Source organism: Paenibacillus sp. ClWae2A, from assembly GCF_032452295.1.
Classification (GTDB): domain Bacteria; phylum Bacillota; class Bacilli; order Paenibacillales; family Paenibacillaceae; genus Paenibacillus.
Genome location: NZ_JAULSQ010000008.1, coordinates 193049 through 209732, shown reverse-complemented (window position 1 = coordinate 209732; position 16684 = coordinate 193049). Strand labels below are relative to the sequence as shown.

9 protein-coding genes are annotated in these 16684 nt (G+C 48.7%); 1 reads left to right on the top strand and 8 read right to left on the bottom strand.

Going from position 1 to position 16684, the window contains the following annotated elements; all coding sequences use genetic code 11:
• Window positions 1–587: 587 nt before the first annotated feature.
• The 6 genes from QVE09_RS22155 to QVE09_RS22130 form a co-directional block, all read right to left on the bottom strand.
• Window positions 588–3245 (bottom strand): endo-beta-N-acetylglucosaminidase, encoded by a 2658-nt coding sequence (locus QVE09_RS22155; RefSeq protein ID WP_315938529.1) that lies wholly within the window; start codon window positions 3243–3245, stop codon window positions 588–590.
• A gap of 96 nt (window positions 3246–3341) precedes the next feature.
• Entirely contained in the window at window positions 3342–4841 is a 1500-nt protein-coding gene (locus QVE09_RS22150) for an ABC transporter substrate-binding protein (RefSeq protein WP_315938528.1), read from the bottom strand.
• Between the two features lie 58 nt (window positions 4842–4899).
• Window positions 4900–5856 (bottom strand): carbohydrate ABC transporter permease, encoded by a 957-nt coding sequence (locus tag QVE09_RS22145; protein WP_315938527.1) that lies wholly within the window; start codon window positions 5854–5856, stop codon window positions 4900–4902.
• Window positions 5857–5880: 24 nt separating this feature from the next.
• A complete protein-coding gene (locus tag QVE09_RS22140) occupies window positions 5881–6786 on the bottom strand; it encodes an ABC transporter permease (RefSeq protein WP_205524889.1) in 906 nt (301 codons plus the stop codon).
• Between the two features lie 285 nt (window positions 6787–7071).
• A complete protein-coding gene (locus QVE09_RS22135) occupies window positions 7072–8631 on the bottom strand; it encodes a response regulator transcription factor (protein WP_315938525.1) in 1560 nt (519 codons plus the stop codon).
• Window positions 8628–10460, bottom strand: a complete 1833-nt coding sequence (locus tag QVE09_RS22130; RefSeq protein ID WP_315938524.1) for a cache domain-containing sensor histidine kinase — start codon at window positions 10458–10460, stop codon at window positions 8628–8630. The genes QVE09_RS22135 and QVE09_RS22130 overlap by 4 nt, the downstream gene beginning before the upstream one ends.
• 231 nt (window positions 10461–10691) lie before the next feature.
• Here QVE09_RS22130 and QVE09_RS22125 point away from each other — a divergent pair, with 231 nt between their 5' ends.
• Entirely contained in the window at window positions 10692–13841 is a 3150-nt protein-coding gene (locus QVE09_RS22125; protein ID WP_315938523.1) for an alpha-mannosidase, read from the top strand.
• 161 nt (window positions 13842–14002) lie between these two features.
• Here QVE09_RS22125 and QVE09_RS22120 read toward each other — a convergent pair whose 3' ends face one another.
• Together QVE09_RS22120 and QVE09_RS22115 are read right to left on the bottom strand one after the other, a co-directional pair.
• Window positions 14003–15325, bottom strand: a complete 1323-nt coding sequence (locus QVE09_RS22120; protein WP_315938522.1) for an LLM class flavin-dependent oxidoreductase — start codon at window positions 15323–15325, stop codon at window positions 14003–14005.
• Window positions 15307–16503 carry an MFS transporter gene (locus QVE09_RS22115; protein ID WP_315938521.1) on the bottom strand — a complete coding sequence of 399 codons (1197 nt, stop codon included), beginning with the start codon at window positions 16501–16503 and terminating at the stop codon, window positions 15307–15309. Before QVE09_RS22115 ends, QVE09_RS22120 begins: the two co-directional genes overlap by 19 nt.
• Window positions 16504–16684: the final 181 nt, after the last annotated feature.

Below are 16684 nucleotides of genomic sequence, written 5' to 3'. Positions count from 1 at the left end.
ACAGTACACCGTTATACTGGTCTTTATTCAATCTCAGGCCCTCGTAAGCAAGCTTCTTGCGCTTGATCCGGCTTCATCACATGACTGATCAATGGTTCGATATGCAGCTTGTTCTTTAACATTAGTTCAAATACAATGTTTGAATTTCTCACCAGGGAATGCTTCACGAATTCGTTCGGCTCAACCGGGAAGCGCCATTCACTACACCTGCTCCATTCGTTATGGCATCTATCTTTTCTTTTACTTTATCTTCTCCGCCATGAAGCGTATAGTCAACCCCACACTACTTAACTACAATATAAGACTTTTCATTCGCATTGTATTTGATTTCAAAACCGATTTTTTATCTAAAACAACGATTTTAAAACCTTTGTAAACGAATCCAGCATCAACGTAAAAAGACTCACAAGATCCACTGATCTGTGAGCCTCAAGTTCAATCCTATTCAGTCGTCGTCTGATACAATGCGGTACACCCGTTAGACGACGGGCTACTTCAGGGATAACCAGCCGTCATTGAAACCGGATTGGCCGCATGGTTCCTATTTGCCAATTTCACAGCTACACTTGTCACTTCTCAACCGCCAACTACGGCTGCAACCCATGAACCTCAAACTCATAGATTCGGGCTGCCGTATCGCCGCTCTGCGTCGGTTTTAGCACATTCAGCTTCACATAACGAGCCTTGACCAGTGCAATCGCATCCGAGGTTTCGGCTGTGGTATTCCCCTGCACATGAACTACATCTGACCAATTCACGCTATCAGAACTGACCTGGATCGAATAATCGCTCGTATTAAAACCAGACCACTCCCCACCACTCTCCGCATGTTTGATGACAAAACCACTGATCTGATGTTCTTTGCCAAGATCAACTTGCAGCCAATGCGGCTGGTTACCCAGTGCGCACCACTTGCTGTTGCCAGTCACCTTGCCGTCGATCGCCTTCTCTGCACCTTCCGCGGATCCACAGGCGTGGTCAGCTGTCGCTTTTTTGCCCAGAGCGACATTTTGGATTCCAGAAGCAGCCTTGCTGACGGTAATTAGCGACTCCTTCGTCACCGTATCCTGCCCTGAGCTGTTGGTAGCTGTAAGCGTCACACTGTACGTGCCTTCCTTGTCATACATTACCACTGGATTTTGCTCCGTGCTGACAGCCGGACTGCCATTCTCAAAAGTCCATGACCAGCCTTCCGTCACCTCGGAAGAGAGATCAGTGAAATGCACTTCCTGACCCGGTGTGATCAGCGTTGCATCGGCCTTGAATCCTGCTTCCGGCTTCGGATACGCCGGCCAGTGGATAGTCACGCTGGCAGCTTGGCCGCGCTCATATTTTGCATTCACTGCCACGACTTTCAGTACAGTCGCCTGCTCCGCGTCGATTCTCTTCATCTCAGGCACATAGAACACGTTATTGGCTGTCGCGCCAACCCAAGTCTCTTTGCCGTCGGGCAGTACACGGTAAATCTCATATTGTTGAACTTCCTCGTCCAACGCGGTCCATTGCAACCTTGCATCACCATAAATACCGCCGCGGAAATCGGATTGGGTGACGTTCAATGCTTGAACGGCCTCAGGAGGGTTCACTGGATTAGCATTGTTCTGAATGGATATCTGACCAATATGGATGTCATAATCCGATATGATTTCCTTGCTGTCAAAATACAAAGACAATGCTGCAATCTTCTTTCCTTGGTAAGGCGTCAGATTGATCGTGTCCGTTGTCCAGTCGGTTGCCTTCTCGTTCTTTACATCCAGAAAGACGAACTGGTCAGGACGGTCTGCAAAAACCAGGCCAACCTTCATGCTTGGCTTGTTCTGCGTTTTGTACGTGATCGACAGCTTGGCAGCTGGCTCAATCTTCAGATCGGTTTGATACAGCTTCAGATGGGTGGCATTTGCCGAACTTAGCGTACCCGCTACCTTAAGGGAACTGCCCCCATAGTAGGCATCCGACCAATCCAGGGACGGCGTAAGTGCTTTACCCTTACTCTCTGTCAGCCAGCGCCATGTTGGAAGCACATCCTGCAAACTGCGATTATTCCACCCAGTCTCCCGCACTTGCATGCCATCCACATAGAATTTCTCGCCACTGCCCGTGTTGAAGTTGGTCGTGAATGGCAGTTGGTCCACCGGCGATGATTCAACCACATTGTTCGCAATCCCTTTCCAGGCCTGGCTTGTCGCCGTATTGGCCGGGTTACCGTTCTGCCCTACCCAGAATTTATTTTCACGGGCAAAGAAATCGGTCATGCTCTCCGCGCTGTTGAACGACCAATCCGGCCGGTAAATGCCGAGGGAAGTCACAGCCGGTTTCCCCTCAGGAAATAGCAAATTCCATTTCAGACTGGTATCGTATCCTTTAGCTTCCACATCGATGCCCGCGAACAGTTCAAATGGCGATCTGCCCAGACTTCTGGCTTTGGCCGCAGAACTGCCAAGATCATTCCACCAGAAATTCAGGAACATGCTGTCTGATACCTTGCTCCCGTTATCCTGCAGGAACATCGCATTCCGGTCCGTCAGCGCATTTTGCCATGAAATATTGCCTTCCTTTGTCATGGAATCATACCAGATGATCTCCATACCCGCGGGCTTATGATCCTGAAGATAACGGAGGAATGCCTTCATTAACTGTGCGTCAGTGGCTGTTCCACCTTCAGTCTCCTGATTGATAAACCAGCCGTCAAAACCGTAGTACTCCGCTACCTCAATCAGTTTATCCGCAGCCGGGAAGGAGCCGTCGCTATTCCGCTGAAGCATTTGCTTCACCCACTCATATTTGCCACCGTATACGGATGGCGGAAAGAACACTGTGCCCATGATGGGCACTCCGTTCCGGTGTGCCGCATCAATCGTGTCGGCGCTTGGTGGCACAATAATACCTTCTCCCGCCGAGCCACCCCAGTATACGAGCTTGTCGACATACTGCCAGTAAGAGAACGTATTTGCAGAAAATGTATCCGAGCCCTGTGATGGAACACCGCTGGTTCCCTTATTCAACGCAGACAAGGCCATGACTTTGGGATCTTTCGTTGCGTTCGGGTTAACTGTCTCTCCCGTGAATCGGCTCTGGAGCGGAATGGTGCTCCGGTTGAAGGCCGCATCCGGGTCGGAAGCTGGATTCCAGTTAAGCAATTGTTCAGGCAGCCAATAGGATGAATAAGGTTGTTTTGCCAAGGCCGCCGAGGAAAGAACAGCGCATACCAATATTACAAATAGGAGACTCGCACCAAGCTTTTTCATGCCATACCCTCCAATCCAATTTTGGCAATCCAATCAGGGTAAAAAGAAACGCCCGCCAAGCCGGACAGACGTTTCCCTGTCTTCTTTATTTCAGGTTTATTTTGGATTTGCAGCTTTCCATTCATCGTATTGCTTTTGCGCTTCTGCAATCACTTTATCCAGACCTGCCGCTTTCAACTTCTCGATCGCTTTCGGCAGATGCTCATCCGGGTCAACAGCTCCCGTCATGATGGATGGGTAGAATTCCTTCACGATGGCCGAGATGGAAGCCACTTCCGTCTTCACCGGATCAGGATTGAAGTTGAAGCCAAAGCTCGGAGCAACCTTCGCCGAATTGTTGAATTCCTTGAACGCTTCCCACTTATCTGCTGGATCTTCCTTGTGCATGTAGGTCAGGAACAGGTTACCCAGGGCAAAGCCAGGCATCTGGAATCCGTCCTTCATCGCTGGCAGATCCTCAATGACATTATCTGAAATCTTTTTGTAATGTGTACCCTCAATGCCGTAGTTGATCAGGTTACGCAGATATGGATCGGTATTGAGCAAGTTCAGGAACATCATGGCCCGTTCCGGGTTCTTGGAGTTCGCCGAGATTGCATGCATAGCGCCTGTTGCCGAACCAGTGAAAATAACCGGATCCTGCATCGGTGTAGTCACGATATCATAGCCCGCACTTCTGGACCATCCCAGTTCGGCGTAAGGCTGTGTCTGTTCACGGTCAACAAACCATTTGCCTGTTTTGATGTTATCGATGCCTTCCAGTGTCGCTACATCCTTGCGCAGATAACCAGCCTGATAGTATTTACGGATGGTTTTCAACGAGCTTTTCAGCTCTTCGGATTCCAGCATATTAACGTATTTATCGGTGTCACCATTCATGTTGATGCCAACCGGGAATTCGTCACCCAACAGGAAGTCGAACGCCAGATAAGGCTTAAAGCCCTTCGGAACAGCCAGCGGAGTAATATCGGCTGGTTCATTGTCCTTGATTTGCTGCAGGTAAGGCTCCAGATCCTCTAATGTGCGAATCTTGGTGATGTCCATGTTGTATTTATCAACGTACTGCTTGTTGAAACGCCATACCCATTGCGAAGCCAACTCTTTGTTAACTGGCACGGCATAGTTTTGGCCATCGATCTGCGATCCTGTGAGGAATCGTGGATCAAGCTGCTCTTTGATGCCCTGACCATACTTATCCAACAGATCATTGATTGGCAAGAATGCTCCTCTGGTCGCATTTGGCAGATAGTCATAAGCCCAGGAAGAGGTGAAAGCGATATCATAATTTTCGCCCGAAGCGGTAATGACTGGCATACGTTTGGAATAATCACCCCAGTCAATCATCGTGATGTCGACGGTTGTATTTATTTTCTCCATTAAGTATTTGTTCATTTCCTCCTGCACCATTGGCAGATCGCGCTGTGGACCACCAATCAGATATACTTTGAGCTTCACTGTGTCCTTATCGCCGGATTCTCCCCCGGATGCCGCATTCCCGCTTGTATCATTGGTATTACTGCCACTGCAGCCTGCTAGAACAGTAGAAAAAGCAAGCAGTAGAGTAACCATGAGCAGAGCGATTTTTCTTGTCTTCATGTGTATCCCCCTTATCAAAGTTATTGTTACTGCCCTTGGAGGGCAGGCACAACCAAACTTATTCTTTGACCGAACCAATGGTCAGGCCTTGTATAAAATACTTTTGGAAAAACGGATACGCCAGCGCAACCGGCAGTGTAGCCAAGACAACCATCGCCATGCGGACGGTCTCCGTTGGCAGTGTCGAGGCAATGTCATAGGACACGACCCGGCTGCTATTTTGCACAACAAAATCCATATTGTTCTGTATTCGAATCAGCAATGTCTGGAGTGGAATCAAATTCGCATTGTCGATATAAAGCAGCGCATTGAACCAATCATTCCAGAATCCTAACGTACTGAACAATCCAATAGTCGCAATGCCCGGCAACGAAATCGGCAGTACGATGCGCGTATAGATACCGAATTCAGTAGCTCCGTCGATTTTGGCCGACTCAATAACCGCATCCGGCACGGTGGTCGTGAAAAATGTACGCATAACGATAATGTAAAAAGCGTTCATGATCGACGGCAGGATCAGCGCCCATATCGAATCCCGCAAGTGCAGCACCTGCGTAACCACAATGTAACTGGGAACGAGACCGCCGGAAAATAGCATGGTGAAGAAGGCCAAAAAGCTGAAAAACCGACGCTGTGCAAAATTTTTGCGCGAGATGGCATACGCATACGTGGTGACCAAATACAGTGTCAGCGCGGTTCCGACAACCGTCACCGTTAAGGTAACCCCAAAGGACTGGGCCATCTGCTGCCCGGATTCCATAAGGAATCGGTAGGCATCCAGCGTCCAGACTTCAGGGAATAACTTAAAGCCATTGATGGCCAGCGTCTTCTCATCGGTAAATGAGATGATAACGATGAACAGAAACGGAAAGATACAAGATAAGGCAAACAGACAGATGGCTATATTAAAAATCACATTGGATAATGGCGAAATGGCATTCAGATCTCTCGATTTCTTTCCGTTTCTCTTCGCATGGGCAAATGCCCGCTTTACCGGTTGGCTTAAATTACTCATGGACAGCACCCCCTTGCCGCAAGCCTAGAATACGGCATAATCCTTTTCAATTTTACGCACAGCATAGTTTGCCAGCAGGACAAGAATCAAACCAACAACCGATTGATACAATCCTGTAGCTGTACTCATTCCTGTATCACCCATAATGGTCAAGCCGCGGTATACAAACGTGTCGATGACATTGGTGACCGGATACAGCGCACCAGAGTCCCGCGGAACCTGATAGAACAGTCCAAAGTCGGAACGGAAGATCCCGCCGATCGCCAGAATGGTCAGGATGATCATTAGTGGTCTGAGCAGTGGCAGCGTAATGTACCGGATCTGTTTCCACTTCGTAGCGCCGTCGATCATCGCTGCCTCATAATAAGAACGGTCGATACCTGCGATTGCCGCCAGATACACTACACTGCCATAACCTGCACCTTTCCACAGGCCGAGCAGAATGAGAAAATACGGCCAATACCCTGTCTCACTGTACCAACTAACCGGATCTCCACCAAAATAGGTAATGATCTGGTTGAACACACCCTTTTCCACACTCAGAAACGAGAAGACGAAATAACTGATAATAACCCAGGACAGGAAATAAGGCATAAACATTGCGGTCTGGTAAATCTTCGCCAGCCGTTTGTTCAACAGTTCGTTCATGATGATCGCAAGCGTCACCGCGAGCACCAACCCGAGAAAGATCAGACCCAGGTTATACAGAATGGTATTACGTGTGATGATATAGGCGTCACTGGTGGAGAACAGAAACTCAAAGTTTTTGAACCCGACCCATTCGCTTTTTAGAACGCTCTCAAGAAATCCGCCCGGATGAATCCGGAAGTCCTTAAAAGCAATAATCGTTCCGAACATTGGCAAATAGGCAAAAATGATAAACCAAGCTGCTCCCGGCAGTACCAGCAGAAGAAACGCCTTGTTCTTCATCAGACTTTTGAAGATGTCCTGCACGGCTGTCCCTCCTTATGATCTCGTTCATTATCGCTTTTAGCTGCATCCAGCATTAATCCCCTATAATCAACACTGGAGCTAAGCTCTTTTGTTGCTTTGGATTTCCTCGTTCACTCCTACTTTCATTATGCAAGCGCTACCAATTTTGAGATAGTTGAAAAAACCAATAAATTGATGGATTAATCAAAGATCGTGCATTCATTGCATAACAAAAAGACACCCCCACATACGGGGTGTCTTCATTCAGCCGGAGTCCCCGGCTTACTTTTTCAAGTAGATCGAGCGCAGCTCCGTAGGAGAAACGCCAGCATATTTCTTAAACTGTCTGTAAAAATAAGTGGAGTCCCAATAACCCACCTCGCCCGCTATTTCTGCCGTCTTTTTGTCCGAATATAACAGCAAATGAGTGGCACGCTCAATCCGGTACTGGTTCACATAATCAGAAAAAGTGGTACCGACCTCTTGCTGGAACAATTGGCCGAGGTAGTTCGGATGAAGCTCCAGCCTCTGACTGAGCGTCTTAAGTGACAATTCATCCTGATAGTGATTTTTCACCACCTCCAGCACAGCCATGATATGCGGGCTGTACGTTTTCTCAGCGGTATGATATGTATCCAACGTGCGATGAACAACCTTTCTGACCAATTGTTTCAGTTTGCTGAGTGTATGAATTCTGGACAGAGGTCCGAAGATATCCCCGTAGTCAGGCGTTTTCTCCAGTTCCTTGGCGGCCAGCATAAGCTGGATGGCAGAATTGAAGAACGGTGTTCTCGGGAGGCAGGGTTCATTACCCTCAACAATGAAGAATTCGTCGATGAACCGGTCCACCTCTGTACCTTCCCCATCCCGCAGCAACTTGTGGAACTGCTCCATCACTGGCCCAGGCTTCTCTTGATGCTGATTCGTAGCTTCTTCGTTCTCTACTTGCATGATGAAGGTATTACAATCCATAAACAAATGATTCTGAAGCCACAGCTTTACGGACTTGCAGCTCTTCGGAAAACCCAGATACGTCGACTCGGATTGACCGATAATTCCCCATACACGTGCATCTGTGTCCTCGGTAACCGCTTGCTTCATCCTGGTGAGTGCCTGAAGCTGCCATTCATCACTACCTTCCGTTCCGGATGAAACGAACAGCAACATGATGTCTCCGTCCTGATCGGGAAAACAGATGATTCCACAGCCATCCGGGAGGTCTTTGTTCCCGATCTGCTCACACTGCTCAGCAATTCCAGGCAGATACATCTGGGGATCATCCCCCTTGTCATCGCCTACAATCCGTAGAGAAGCCGCACAATATGTGGACTTGTTCATGGGAATCTCAAGCAGCTGCGCACGCTCACGGAATTCTTTGGCGTCAATGGTTTCGTTTGCCCACCGCTGCAAAATATTGTTGCGAAGAATCCTCCAGCTCTGATCCATTTGAATCTGGCGCATCTCTTCGTGCTCCCAATCCCGCTGCATATGCTTGATGGTCGCTTCCAGTTCCTCCATATTGACTGGTTTGAGCAGGTAGTTCTCGACCCCCAGCGAGATGCCCTCCCGCACATATTGGAATTCTTCGTAACCGCTCAAAATAATGAATTTGGTATATGGATTGCGCGCTTTAGTCTCCCGGATCAGTTCAAGTCCGGTCATTTGCGGCATCATGATATCCGTAATAATCAGATCGACAGGACCCTCGCCCATCATTGTTAGCGCTTCCAACCCATTGCAAGCCGTTCCGACAATCTGCATATTATTCTGATCCCAATCAATGATGGCTTGCATTCCTTTCACAATAAGCGGCTCATCATCGACCAACATTACACTTCTCATCCCATTTCCTCCCTTGTAACTGGAATGCTGAGGGTCACCTCACATCCTTCGCCCTCCACACTGTTCAGGTGCAGACCATAATCACTACCATAATTCAGACGTATGCGGTCGTGGACGTTCTTAAGACCCAAAGATCGGTCGGATGTCTCAGCAGCTTCATCGCCTTTATGCAACCCTTGTTGCAGTTCAAGCAATCTCTCCGCGGAAATCCCCTTTCCGTTATCCTTTACACGGATACGAATTACGCCGTTCTCTTCTTCGGCTGTGATGGAGATCCGGTTATCATCATCATACGTACGAAAACCATGCACAATGTAATTCTCAATAATCGGTTGGACCAGCAACTTGACGACCATGCTTCCCGCCGCTGCATTCTCGATATGGGTCTCCACGTGCAGCTTGTCCTCATACCGATATTGGACCAAAGCCAGGTACATACCGCACAGCTCTATTTCCTCTGCCAAGGTTACATGGGTCTGCTTTTTGATCAAATGACGGAACATCGTGGCGAGAATATAAATCATCTGCCCAACATCCCTGGCTCCCAAACTGATGGCTTTCATGCGGATGCTTTCGAGTGTATTGTACAGAAAATGGGGATTGATCTGAGCTTGCAAAGCAACAAGCTGCGCGTTCTTTTGTTTGATTTCCGACACGTACACCGTTTCTATGTAAGACTCCAGCCGATCACACATATGATTAAATCTCTGCGAAATCTGCTGCAGCTCATCTTCCCCCTCCATCTCGATACGTTTACTCAGATCACCCTCCTGCCAGCGCCGCATGTAAAGCACGAGTCTGTGAATTTTTTTGGAATAACGGCGGATGATAGTGAACGTCACTGCAATGCTAACCATGATGCACAGAATCACAATCCCAATGAGGCTGAAACGAATCGCCTGAAGGCTCTGTTTGATGTGCGACTCCGGAATAATAGAAGCCACGACCATTCCTGTATTCCCGATATTCAGCAACTGCACCTTGGAGCGCTCCTCCAGATCCACCCAATCCTCCGGCAAATTCATCTGCCCCCAGTACGGGTAGACGGTGTTGTCAACCTTGCCCTGCGAATCGAAGATCACCTCACCTTCCCCTGTCATCAGCATGATCCGACTGTTCTTGCGGCCCGGTCTGTCTCGAAGAAGCCCTTTGATACGGTCTGTATTCAGCTCAAACATAATTGCACCGTACTGCTTCAATGTGACGGAGTCCTTGAGCACATTCGCGTAGCTATACGGGGTAGGCTCATCAGCCATTTTCCCTTCGAAAAGCGGTTCGCTGCCCATGTACTGCCAAGGTGCCCTCCTTAGCCGTTGGAACCAATCCTGATGCCCTGTAGTCAACTTGGGGTGATCGTAAAAGTGCTGGGTCTCCCGATTAAGAACATAGAAGAAATCCTGATCCGTGCTGTATAACACGACATTTGAAATCGAGGCCTCATCCTTTAACAGCAGACGTAATTGATAATCGAAGTTTCCTCGCTCCGTACGGTAGCTGTTGGCATATTGATTCAGGCGCCAATTGAGAAAATCCTCGTATTCATGAGTCAAAAAATACTTCAGATCATCGCCGATCATGGCGTCGGTATAAATCTGCTGCACAGCATTATACAGCCGTTCGTACTGCTGATTCAGGTTGATACTGACAATATCCAGTTCCTGCAAACTCGCATCCATTTGTTCCTGTACCACTCGCTGTTCATAGTAGCGGTAGGCCAACACCGAGATACTGATGAACAATAGGACCATAACCATGGAATAAAACAGTAAGATTTTGTTGAACATTTTTTTCTTCAAGTAGTTCTTATACATCGTTTGTATCCTGGACATTCGCGCCTGAACACCTCCTCCAGACCCATTTCCAACTCAGTGTATCACCGTTTGGTTAAATTCGACAATCACCCTCGCACTGGATCAGCAATCCATATTTTGATTTGTCAAAAATGAATGGAAGCGCTATAATGGGCGCATTCCCCTATAATGTTATGTCATACATACTCGCTTTGGATGCTCTCAATATATGAATCACTCCCCAATAAAATGAACTGGGGGTTTTTAACGATGTTTCTTACTGAAAACAAACTGCACGCACGTATTCATGAATTATCCGAGCTCCGTTACCGGGATCGTTTGCCTTTAAATCATTTTCTTGCCTACGAAGACCGCAGGGAAGAGATCAACCCGGTCCTGCCGGGAGACGATAGCCATTGGAAGCCTATGCATACAGGAGAAAGTTGGTCCGGTCGAGATCTTTATTTGTGGCTGCGAACAAAAGCCGATTTCCCTTCCTCCTGGGAAGATAAACGGATTGTCGGACGGTTTGATTTTGGCGATACCGGGGGTGGTAATAATTCCGGCTTTGAATCCCTGTTTTACTGGGACGGCAAGCCGTATCAAGGCGTGGATTCCAATCACAAGGAAGTGTTCTTTCCAGCCTCTGCCGCAGGCAGCACCAACGAGTTGGTCTTCCGCTTATGGTCCGGTCTGGAAGGTGGCGGTCAGCCCCGCAATCAGACGCATACGTTCAGACAAGCAGAACTGTGTTGGCTGGATGAAGCTGTTGATGATCTTGTATTTACAGGGACAGCGATTCTGGAAACGGTTAACATTCTGGATGCCCATGCACCGGAACGCACAAAGCTGCTTCATGCGCTTCAACAGTCGTTCCGCCTGATTGACTGGTCGCAGCCTAAGTCCGATGTCTTCTATTCCTCTGTGCATGACGCAAGGGATGACCTAAGCTCCCGATTGAGTACGATGGACAAGGCCTCTGATGTAACCGTTACTTGTATCGGCCATACTCATATTGACGTTGCCTGGCTGTGGCGGTTGAAGCATACGCGTGAGAAATGCGCCCGCTCCTTCTCTACGGTCATGCGCCTGATGGAGATGTTCCCGGAGTATGTTTTCCTTCAGACACAACCCCAATTGTACGAATATGTGAAAGAGGACTACCCGGAACTGTATGAATCCATCAAGGAACGTGTCGCTGAAGGTCGCTGGGAAGCGGGCGGCGGCATGTGGCTGGAGGCTGACTGCAACCTGACCTCGGGCGAATCGTTGGTCCGACAATTGCTGATTGGCACTCGTTTTCTCAAAGCAGAATTCGGGACGGATTGCCGATATCTCTGGTTGCCCGATGTGTTCGGCTACAGCTGGTCACTACCGCAAATTCTGAAAAAATCCGGCATTCATACGTTCATGACGACCAAAATCAGCTGGAACCAATACAACCGCATGCCATTTGATACATTCCACTGGCGTGGAATTGACGGCTCAGAGGTGCTGACCCACTTCATTACTACACCCGAGCCTTGGTCCGAGCCGGGGTCATGGTTCTATACCTATAACGGAAAAATCATTCCGAAAACGGTCAAGGGCATATGGGATGCCTACCGCGATAAGGAGATGAACCAGGATCTCCTGCTGTCGTACGGATACGGAGACGGCGGAGGCGGAGTTAACCGCGAAATGCTGGAGATGAGACGGCGGCTGGATCAACTGCCCGGATTGCCCAAGGTCAAGACAGGACGCGCAGATGATTATTTTGAAAAGCTGCAGGAGACGGTGGAGAAAACCGATTCGTACATCCATACATGGGATGGCGAACTGTATCTGGAGTATCACCGCGGAACGTATACCAGTCAGGCGTACAACAAACGGATGAACCGCAAGCTTGAGCTGGCTTACCGCGAAGCGGAATGGCTGAATGCATTGCAAAGTATTGTGCATAATGACTGGAATCTGTATCAAGCGAAGTCCCTGACTGCGGGTTGGAAAATCATTTTGCGCAACCAGTTCCATGACATCATTCCCGGTTCCTCCATCACAGAGGTGTATGAGGATAGTCGAATTGAATATGCAGAAGCCGAGCAGATTGGCAGTCACGTAGACACACAGGCGCGGATGGCTATCACTGGCAGCGGAGAATCTCCATATACGTACACCATTTGGAATTCCTCCCCATGGGTCGTTACAGAAATCGTTAGCATTTCTGCGGCTTCAGACGAATTGGAAACGGGAACTTGGCTGAGCGATTCTGGTGAGATCCTAAACGCTCAATACCAGGATGCACGTTGGGCCGTCGAGGTAAAGGATATTCCTTCGCTGGGGTATACCACAATTCACTTCCAGAGCAGTACAGTAAACGATATTCCTGAGCAATCGCCATTCATCCACACAGCCAATGGGATCGAGACACCGTTTTATCTGCTCGAGTGGAATGAGCATGGGCAATTGACTCGCCTTTACGATAAAGAGTCACACCGTGAGGTGCTTGCCAAAGGCGCAAGAGGCAACGCGCTTCAAGTGTTCGAGGACAAACCACTTGCCCACGAGGCCTGGGATATTGATATCTTCTATCAGGAGGATATGCGAGAGATTACGAAATGCACCAGCATTGAAGTCGTAGAGACGGGGCCACTTCAGGCCGTGATTCGCTTCGCTTGGGAATACCTTGGCTCCACAATTACGCAGAACATGACTGTATATACCAGGCATCGACGAATCGATTACGCCACAGAAGTGGAATGGCATGAACAGCAGCAACTGCTGAAAGTTGCCTTCCCAGTCGGCATCCGCTCTACGGAAGCCACCTATGATATTCAGTTCGGTAACGTTAAACGGCCGACGCACTGGAACACTAGTTGGGACTGGGCGCGTTTCGAATCTGTCGGCCATCAATGGGCTGATCTGTCCGACAGAGGTTATGGCGTCAGTTTGCTGAATGATTCCAAATACGGTTATGACATTAAAGATAACGTCATGCGACTGACCCTGATCAAGAGTGCTACGCACCCTGATCCACATGCCGATCAGGGACTGCACAGCTTCACCTATGCTCTTCTTCCGCATCAGGGAGATTGGCTCGTTGGCCGAACCGTGCAGCAGGCCTGGCTTCTGAATGCTCCAGCGCGATATACACAGGGACAATCAGAGGAGCCAAGTCGCTCCATGTTCAGCTTGTCCGGCAGCACAGCCATGATCTCGGCAGTCAAGAAGGCGGAGGATTCCGAGCGTGTCATTGTACGCATTCATGATTATTCCGGCAGCATGAATACGCTTGAACTGACAAGCGATCTACGGATTCACGCGTGGAGAGAATGCAATCTTATGGAAGTGCCGGAGGGCGAACTCCTGTATGATGCACCGATAACCTTTGCTCTTGAACCTTATGAAATCAAGACGTTTGAAATTGATCTGAGAGTATAACCCTATAACCGCAGCAGATCAACCAAAAAACCAGCAAGTCCCCAGATAATGGCGACTTGCTGGTTTCTTCATGTCGATCGTTAGGATAGGAGCTTTCTGGATCGCTTTTATAGCATTCTGAAATGGAAACAAGTTCTCATATAACATCATTGTGATTTTATTTATTTTACTGTCTCCAATGTATATCGATTGCGTGGAATCTCAAGACCCAGATTACCGCGCAGCGTCTCATGTTCATACTCGGTACGGAACAAGCCGCGCTCTTGTAAGACAGGTACGACCAGATCTACGAAGTCCGCGAGTCCGTTCGGCACAACTGTACGAATGTTGAAACCATCCGCAGCTCCCCCTTCAAACCATTCCTGAATCTGATCAGCGATCTGATCCGGTGTACCAATGAACGATGTCCGCGGCGTTGATGCAAGCAATGCCACTTGGCGGAGGGTCAGTCCCTGTTCTCGTACCTGCTGCTTGATCTTGTCTGTTGTACTGCGGAAGCTGTTGCTGCCGATCTCCCCAATCTCGGGAAAAGGCTCGTCCAGCGGGTACTGGGAGAAGTCATAATGATCGAAGTACCGCCCCAGATAGTTCAGCGCCTGATCAATACTCACCAGTTCGGCAATTTCCTGGTACTTCTGCTCCGCCTCTTCCTCTGTTCTGCCCACAATGGGACCGATGCCAGGGAAGATCAGGATATCTTCTGCCTTACGTCCATAAGCCACCGCTCTTGCTTTCACATCGCGGTAGAACTCCCTTGCTTCCTCCAACGTCTCATGTCCTGTGTAGACAGCATCCGCCGATCGGGCTGCCAGATCTTTACCAGATTCAGATGAGCCCGCCTGAAAAATGACCGGATGACCCTGCTTCGAACGCCCTACATTAAGCGGACCCTGTACCGAGAAATACGCTCCCTTGTGATTCAGCGTATGTAGTTTGGCAGGATCGAAAAATACGCCCTGTTCTTTATCCCCGATAAACGCGTCATCCTCCCAGGAATCCCACAGGCCTTTAACCACATTCAGATGTTCTTCCGCAATTTCGTAGCGCAGCGCATGGTTTGGATGTTCGCCTTTGCCAAAGTTAAGTGCCGATCCTTCCAGAGGTGAAGTGACTACATTCCATCCGGCTCTACCACCGCTTAATTGATCCAACGAGGCAAATTGCCGCGCAACCGTGAAGGGTTCACTATAGGAAGTAGACAATGTAGCAACCAGGCCGATATGGGAAGTTGCCCCGGCGAGTGCGGACAGAAGCGTCAATGGTTCGAAGCGATTGAGAAAATGCGGATTGGACTTCTCGTTGATGAAGAGGCCATCTGCAATAAAGAGCAGATCAAACTTGCCTTTTTCCGCGATAAGCACCTGCTTCTTGTAGAATTCCAGACTAACGCTCGCGTTAATGGGAATATCCGGGTGACGCCAAAAGGAAATGCTGTTACCCACTCCGTTCAGATTGGCTCCCAATTTCAATTGTCGTTGTGACATATATATTCCTCCCTATGTTGTGGTGATGACACTGCCCAAGCCGCTCCCAGCAATACAATCCCAGTGAATAGAAAAATAAACGGAATGCCGATCCATCCACCGAGCAAACCACCGATTAACGGTCCGAGTACAATACCGAACTGACTCGCCGTCTGACTCAGACTGACTGCCCTCCCACGAAAGTCGTGATCAGCATACTTGATGATCAGCGCATTAAGCGCCGGATAAACCGCGGCAAAGAACAGACCATAGACAAATCGCAGGCTGCCAAAATAAATCAGATTAGTTGCGGTCATTTGCAGCAGACTGCCAATTCCGCCACCAACCAGACCGATAAATAATGTTTTCTCGTATCCGATCCTTCCCCCAATCTTCCCCCATCGCGGCCCCATAATGACCGTTGCCACACCAATCGTCGAGAAGACAATCCCTGCACTAAGTGTTGCACTCCCAACATCTCCGCCAATCTGGACCACATAGAGTGTCAGCACCGGTTCGATGATGAGCACGGAGGTTGAGACTAAGAGAATCAAACCGTAGATTCGCATCAAACCCGGCGTGGAAGCTGCTCTTTTCAAATCCCCTATGATCTTTGTTGGTACTATTGTACGAGCTTGTCGTGACTCCTTAACACCCAGGACCATCAGAGCCGCGAGTAATGTAATGACAGCCGATGCTATGAAACATCCCCGCAGTCCGATCCAGTGACTCAACACACCACCGGCAAGAGGACCAAGAATCCCGCCCGCAGCGCTGGCCGTGGAGATTACTCCAAGTGCATAACCCACCTGTTTCTCCGGCGTATTGGTACCGATCAGTGTAATCGAAGCGGGATGAAAACCAGCCATGAGTCCCTGAAAGATCCTCACCGCGATAAACGTATATGGATCGTAAACAAAGAAGTTAGCCAGATGCGCAATACCTAGCCCCACTCCTGAACGGACGAGCATCAGTTTGCTGCCATATTTATCAGCCAGTGATCCCCAGAAGGGTGCGCATAATCCACTGATCAGAAAGCTGATCGAGATCGAAATACCAGACCAAGCTTCCAGACCGCTCTGGATACCAAGATCATTTTGCAGGAATATAGGAAAGAACGGAACGGACAGCGAGTACGCCATATGATTGAAAAACAGGCCGAACCACAGAATATACAGATTTCGCTTCCATTGTGGCATCTTGGCATTCTCCATACTATATAATTCCTATATAAAAAGTAGGTTATTATCCATATTAGGGTAACGTCATCGGAAAGTATAATAGAAAAGTTCAATAGACCCATTCAAGAATTAAATGAATGGGTCTATTCCTTTGTTTCGTATGGGTTTTCGATTTGATTGGTGCATAGACAAAAATCCT

What these genes read in the sequence shown, in the direction of transcription:
- QVE09_RS22155 (WP_315938529.1), bottom strand. Translation starts at nt 3,245, where the DNA reads ATGAAAAAGCTTGGTGCGAGTCTCCTATTTGTAATATTGGTATGCGCT.
- QVE09_RS22150 (WP_315938528.1), bottom strand. Translation starts at nt 4,841, where the DNA reads ATGAAGACAAGAAAAATCGCTCTGCTCATGGTTACTCTACTGCTTGCT.
- QVE09_RS22145 (WP_315938527.1), bottom strand. Translation starts at nt 5,856, where the DNA reads ATGAGTAATTTAAGCCAACCGGTAAAGCGGGCATTTGCCCATGCGAAG.
- QVE09_RS22140 (WP_205524889.1), bottom strand. Translation starts at nt 6,786, where the DNA reads ATGAAGAACAAGGCGTTTCTTCTGCTGGTACTGCCGGGAGCAGCTTGG.
- QVE09_RS22135 (WP_315938525.1), bottom strand. Translation starts at nt 8,631, where the DNA reads ATGAGAAGTGTAATGTTGGTCGATGATGAGCCGCTTATTGTGAAAGGA.
- QVE09_RS22130 (WP_315938524.1), bottom strand. Translation starts at nt 10,460, where the DNA reads ATGTCCAGGATACAAACGATGTATAAGAACTACTTGAAGAAAAAAATG.
- QVE09_RS22125 (WP_315938523.1), top strand. Translation starts at nt 10,692, where the DNA reads ATGTTTCTTACTGAAAACAAACTGCACGCACGTATTCATGAATTATCC.
- QVE09_RS22120 (WP_315938522.1), bottom strand. Translation starts at nt 15,325, where the DNA reads ATGTCACAACGACAATTGAAATTGGGAGCCAATCTGAACGGAGTGGGT.
- QVE09_RS22115 (WP_315938521.1), bottom strand. Translation starts at nt 16,503, where the DNA reads ATGCCACAATGGAAGCGAAATCTGTATATTCTGTGGTTCGGCCTGTTT.